7 protein-coding genes are annotated in these 4,965 nt (G+C 51.3%); 3 read left to right on the top strand and 4 right to left on the bottom strand.

Going from position 1 to position 4,965, the window contains the following annotated elements; genetic code table 11:
• Positions 1–9: 9 nt before the first annotated feature.
• Positions 10–1,488 (bottom strand): S-layer protein, encoded by a 1,479-nt coding sequence (locus MVO87_RS05955; RefSeq protein WP_297513545.1) that lies wholly within the window; start codon positions 1,486–1,488, stop codon positions 10–12.
• A gap of 63 nt (positions 1,489–1,551) precedes the next feature.
• Here MVO87_RS05955 and MVO87_RS05950 point away from each other — a divergent pair, with 63 nt between their 5' ends.
• Genes MVO87_RS05950 through MVO87_RS05940 form a run of 3 tightly spaced genes read left to right on the top strand, consistent with a single transcriptional unit; the run spans position 1,552 to position 3,828 of the window.
• Positions 1,552–2,070, top strand: a complete 519-nt coding sequence (locus MVO87_RS05950; protein WP_524540273.1) for a DUF2391 family protein — start codon at positions 1,552–1,554, stop codon at positions 2,068–2,070.
• Positions 2,071–3,093 (top strand): DUF3226 domain-containing protein, encoded by a 1,023-nt coding sequence (locus MVO87_RS05945; protein WP_297513551.1) that lies wholly within the window; start codon positions 2,071–2,073, stop codon positions 3,091–3,093.
• Positions 3,094–3,132: 39 nt separating this feature from the next.
• A complete protein-coding gene (locus MVO87_RS05940; RefSeq protein ID WP_297513561.1) occupies positions 3,133–3,828 on the top strand; it encodes an HAD family hydrolase in 696 nt (231 codons plus the stop codon).
• On the opposite strand, the gene MVO87_RS05935 is transcribed toward MVO87_RS05940, so the two are convergent.
• The 3 genes from MVO87_RS05935 to MVO87_RS05925 all read right to left on the bottom strand — a co-directional run bounded on the left by MVO87_RS05935 (position 3,825) and on the right by MVO87_RS05925 (position 4,898).
• The gene (locus tag MVO87_RS05935; protein ID WP_297552555.1) at positions 3,825–4,265 is read right to left on the bottom strand and encodes a type II toxin-antitoxin system VapC family toxin; all 441 of its coding nucleotides are present in this window, start codon (positions 4,263–4,265) and stop codon (positions 3,825–3,827) included. The genes MVO87_RS05940 and MVO87_RS05935 overlap by 4 nt on opposite strands.
• Entirely contained in the window at positions 4,255–4,440 is a 186-nt protein-coding gene (locus tag MVO87_RS05930) for a hypothetical protein (protein ID WP_297552553.1), read from the bottom strand. The genes MVO87_RS05935 and MVO87_RS05930 overlap by 11 nt, the downstream gene beginning before the upstream one ends.
• A 65-nt stretch (positions 4,441–4,505) precedes the next feature.
• Positions 4,506–4,898, bottom strand: coding sequence for a type II toxin-antitoxin system VapC family toxin (locus MVO87_RS05925; protein ID WP_297552551.1), 393 nt, complete (start codon positions 4,896–4,898; stop codon positions 4,506–4,508).
• Positions 4,899–4,965 lie beyond the last annotated feature (67 nt).

The following is a 4,965-nucleotide window of genomic DNA, read 5'->3' as shown; positions in this document are numbered from 1 at the left end:
ATGTGGAAATCAGCTCGAAGATTTCATGAACTCCTCAACGGCCTTCGCGGTTTCACGGTATGTCTTTCCCGCCAGTATGACGACGTAGTAGTTTGGATTGTACGGGTTCTTGAGCTTAGCTACAATGTAGCCCTTGCTCATAAGCTCGTCCTTGAGCTCGTTGACCTTGTCTGTACCGTAGACTTTCTCAAGAACCTCCCAGGCCTTGTTGCTAACCCACCCTCCGATTATCACGACGTTCTTGTCCTTCGGAAGACCGTTGTCGAGGATGTGGGTGTCGTTGACTATGAGAGAGTTTACGTCATTCGTCGCCGTTACGGCAGGCGCGGTAATCGAGACGCTCTTGGTGACGTACGTGCTCCTGACGAATCTGTACCCGAGGATTCCCGTTATTGCCCCGCCGTTTGAAGTTCTGTTGAAGACCGGGACGAGTTTGAGGTTCCATCCCTTGACGGGAATCTTAAGGGAGGAGCCCGAGCCGATGAACACCGGTGGGTATTCCGTTCCGTTGACGTGGAGGTAGAGCACGTATATGTCGTTCTCCGGCTGAATGTCCCAGACCCACTGGCCGCTGTAAACGTCGCCATCGCTGTACTGTTTGGCTTTTTTGTAGAACCAGTAGTCGTAGGTCACCATCTTGGCCTGGTTTATTCCCACGAAAAAGTCCGTCGGGGTAAGGAGGAAGACCTCTTTTGCACCACTTTTGAGAAGGTCATCAATGACAGTAGTTGGGTTTGAGGAGTACTCTTTGACCTCAAAGGTTCCGTTTCCGAGGACGTACATTAGGTAGTATGTGTCCTTGAGGAGGCTCGTAAGTTTTACGGTCCCATCTGGATAGTAGAGCTCAACAAGTGTCTTCAACTGTTTGGTGTCTATGTCTATAAAGTGAATCTTCCAGCTTCCCATTTTCACCCAGTCGCCGAGCGAGCTCGTGTTGCCGGTTGAGTGCCGGTAGTCGTAGAAGTACATGACATCTCTGCCCTCAACGGTTGTATAGACAACTTTGTAGTTGCCCCCAATGTCGAGTGGAGTAGTGTTCTCGTTGAAAAGTATTTCAATGCTCCTATCAAGGAACTCGGCTGCGTGCTTGGTGGAATTGTAGAACACTTTTGAAAAGTTGACTCTAAGCACAACGGTCTTCCCAACGGGTTCAGTACCAAGGTTCAGCCCCAGGTCGGGCATATCGTTGCTGGTCAGTACGTAAGTCTGATTTTCATCGGGTATGAGAATGCTGTGATATTCAACGGGCACGGTAACGGTCTTTGTGTACGTCTTGGTTTCAATTCCATTGAGCACCAAAAATGCCCCGAGCTTTGCGCCTGCTATGGCGTCTTCATTTATATGGAGGGGCATGTTGTTAACGACTTTGGTAGTCGGGAGAACGACTATTGTGTTAACCGAGTTGAACCCGGCACTTACCAAAGGCACAGCCAGAAGAATCCCGACCAAAAACACCATCATCGCAGTTTCAAGTCGCCTCATGGGCATCACCGTTTTTCATAGTGAATGTTAACCTTTATAACCCTTCTCGGTGAAGCGTTTTCTGCGATGATGAGTGAATCCAATGCTGACGGGATGATGAGCCCCGAACCTGAGCGCGAGGTGATGGAACTGGAAAAACTCCGGAAGAGTGTTGAAGAGCTTACAAAGCATATCGAAAAGCTGGAAGAGAGTAAAAAGCCCGACTCCCTCGGCTGGGACGACATAGCCCAGGAGATAGTCGGGGCGATAACCTTCGCCCTCCCCTTCATCTTCACGGAGGAGCTCTGGGACATAGCCAAGGACATCTCCATCGAGCGTTCTATGGCAATACTCTTCATGACCCTTGGCGTTGCGTACCTTTTCATAGCCAAATCGCAGATAGGAAACCTGAAGCGCGAGGAGCTCTTTCACGTGCCCAAGAGGCTCCTGACAGTCACCTTGATAGCCTACATGACGTCGGCCGTTCTGATATACCTCTACGGGATAAACAACCTCGCCGACTTCACGGCCATTCAGTACATCAACGCGACCATACTCGTGAGCACCTTCGCGGTTATAGGTGCGATAACGGTTGACATGGTGAGGTGAATGAAACTTGTAACCGGAAAGCGCTGGGAAGCATTTGCCGATAGTGCTGTTCTCTTCCCAGAGTACTCGAAGAACCGCGACGAGCTGGTTGACTTCGTGAACTCACTGAAGGGCGACGAGACCATCGTCACGGCCAGTTTAGAGCTGATAGACCTGATAGCGAACCGCTTTAGGAAGGGCGAGGAGAACGTTCTAATCTACTCGGACACCGGGGGAAGCATAACCCTCAAGGAGGTCTACGAGCTGAGGAAATACCTCAACTTTGACGTTCGTGGGGGCTTCTCGGGGGAAAGTGCCAGGGCGAGCGTCCTCTTCGTCGAGGGCAAGACCGACGCCAAGTTCTTCAAGGCCGTGTTTAAGAAGCTCTTCGAGTTCAGGGAGGGCCGAGAGGTCCCATACCAGTTCAGGTTTATAGAGCGCGTCTTTGAGCGCGACAACTTCGACCTCCTCAGACGGGAATCCGACGGGGTTTACCTCGCCGTTATCCCGAGCGAGGGCAACTCGGGGGTAATCAGAAACCTCGGAAACTTCCTAAAAGCCATGGAAGTCTTTGACTTCAGCGTTGAGAGGATTGGCGTTGCCATTGACATAGACGAGAGCAGGGAAAGCGCCCTCGCTTCGATAGCTGGGAAGCTCTCGGGCTTCGAGCACGGGACGACGGCGAGGGGCTACCTCGTCGGGGAAACCGAGGTAATTCCTCTCGTGATAGGTTTGCCCTTTGAGGACAAGCTGATAGAGTGGAAAAAACCGACGGTCGAGGACCTGATGCTTCACCTCATCGAGCGCGAGGGATTGCTCGATAAAATCAGACCGGGCATTAAGGCCCTAAACGAGAGCCTCGGGAGAAAGCTCAAGCCCAAGGAAGTGATGTACCTCGCTCTATCGGCCTACGGCCACTGGGGCAACCTCGAGGGCTTCTACGAACTCTTTGTGATGCGCTCCCGCTTTAAAAACCTCAAGGCGGTTCTGAGGGAGGCTGGGCTTATGGAGGGACTTAGATACCTCGCGTTTTCAGAGCGCTGAACTTTTAAGTTCTCTTCCCAACCCCCTTCGGTGATAAAGGTGAAGCTCGTCTCATTCGACGTCTGGAACACCCTCCTCGACATAGAGGTCATGCTCGACGCTTTTGCGGTGGAACTGACGAAGCTCATGGGGGCATGCATCCTCGACGTTGTCGAGGGAATACTCCTGACGCGCGACAGGATAAAGGCCATACGCGCCAGAGGGGAAGGCGACCCGAGAAGGACTTTAGAGGAGAGCCAGGAGATGCTGGCCGGGCTCCTTGGAATAGACGTCGAGCTTGTAAAGCGGGCGGTTGCGAGGGCCGTCCTCGAAGTTGATGAAGATATCGTTCTCCCAGGAGCCAAAAAGGCTCTTGAAGGCGTCAAGCGGAAGGGCTTGAAGGTCACCGTCATGGGCAACGTGATGTTCTGGCCGGGTTCCTACACGAGGCTTCTCCTTGAGCGCTTCGGGCTCATGAACTACATCGACAAAACATTCTTCGCCGACGAGGTTCTCACTTACAAACCTCTGCCAGAGATGTTCAGGAAACCCCTGGAGACCTTCAACGTGGAGCCTGGGGAGGCTATACACATCGGCGACACGAAGGCGGAGGACTTTGAGGGAGCTCTAAAAGCGGGCCTCTGGGCGGTCTGGATTAATCCAGAGGCTGAAGGTGTGAGGAGAATCCACGAGAGGGGCTTCGAGGTGCCGAGCGTCGAGGGGATTCTGGAGGTTTTGGATATTCTTGGAGCCTAGAGTTCCTTCGATGAAGACACCAGGGATACGCCTTCCTCTTTGCATGCTTTACTAAAGTCTCTATCAAACGACACAATGGTATCAACACCATAGTACTCTGCTGTGGCAAGTATTAAGGCATCGTTTGGAAGCATACCATATGTTTTTGAAAGTCTGATTGCAATGGTGGAAACTTCGTAATTGACCTCCAAGAGGTCTGGAATAGCAAGCATGGGGAGAACCACTTTTTCAAATTCTTCAACTGCCACGGAAACTCTATCCGGATTCTTCTTGGCGCTCCAGTACGACCCGACTTTTATCCGTATAAAGTGATACATAACCTCACTGAAGACAACGTCGTTGATGAAAACTCTAAAGTTTGAGTGGTAGAGTTTCCTAAGGATTTCCTTGGCTTCATTGTCTCCTTTCAAAGCCTCAACAAATACATTACTGTCCACCAGAAAGCTCCTCATAAAGCTCTGCCTCCAGCTCTCTCCAGCTCTTGGAGGTTTTTAGGTATCCAAAGGCTCTATCAAGAACCGCATCAACGTTTGCCCTGGCTTCGGCTCGAATCTTGTCCATTTTAACCCGCCATTCCGCGTTGGTCCCCATCTTTCCAGCTATGTTTTCCATCGTCTCACCTAATAATTACTCGGGGCTCCCTCATAAAAAGATTTACTGGTATGGCTTTCCAGAACTCATAGAAGGAGCTTTGCCTCCACGTAATTTTTGGCGGCGTAGTACTGCTTCTCGTCCGCCGTCAGGAGTTCAGCTTTCAGAGCCTCCGCCAAGGCTATGTAGAGTGCATCGTAGATTGTTATGTTCTCCTTCAGCGCTATCTCAAGTCCCCTCCCGAAGAAGTTCTGGGCTTCAAACGTGAGCATGCCGCTTCCAATAAGTTTAAGAACCGCTATGAGAGTCTTGCCGGTTTCTTCGGCGATTCTACTTCTTCTGATGGCCTTCCATATGGCGTTCATGCTCTCAACGAGGGCATAGTCCAGCGTCGCTGTGTTTGAATCGAGCTCAATCTCGTCCCAGCCCGGTTCTTTAAGAACCACTTTAACGAGAACTGAGGCATCAACGACTATCACGGTCCTCCCTCACGGACTTCGCTGCAAAGCCCCTCTCAACTGAAACAGGAGTGCGTTTGAGTATCTC

Source organism: Thermococcus sp. (assembly GCF_027063845.1).
Classification (GTDB): Archaea; Methanobacteriota_B; Thermococci; order Thermococcales; family Thermococcaceae; genus Thermococcus.
The sequence above is the reverse complement of the archived record's forward strand: the minus strand, read 5'-3'. Positions and strand labels throughout refer to the sequence as shown.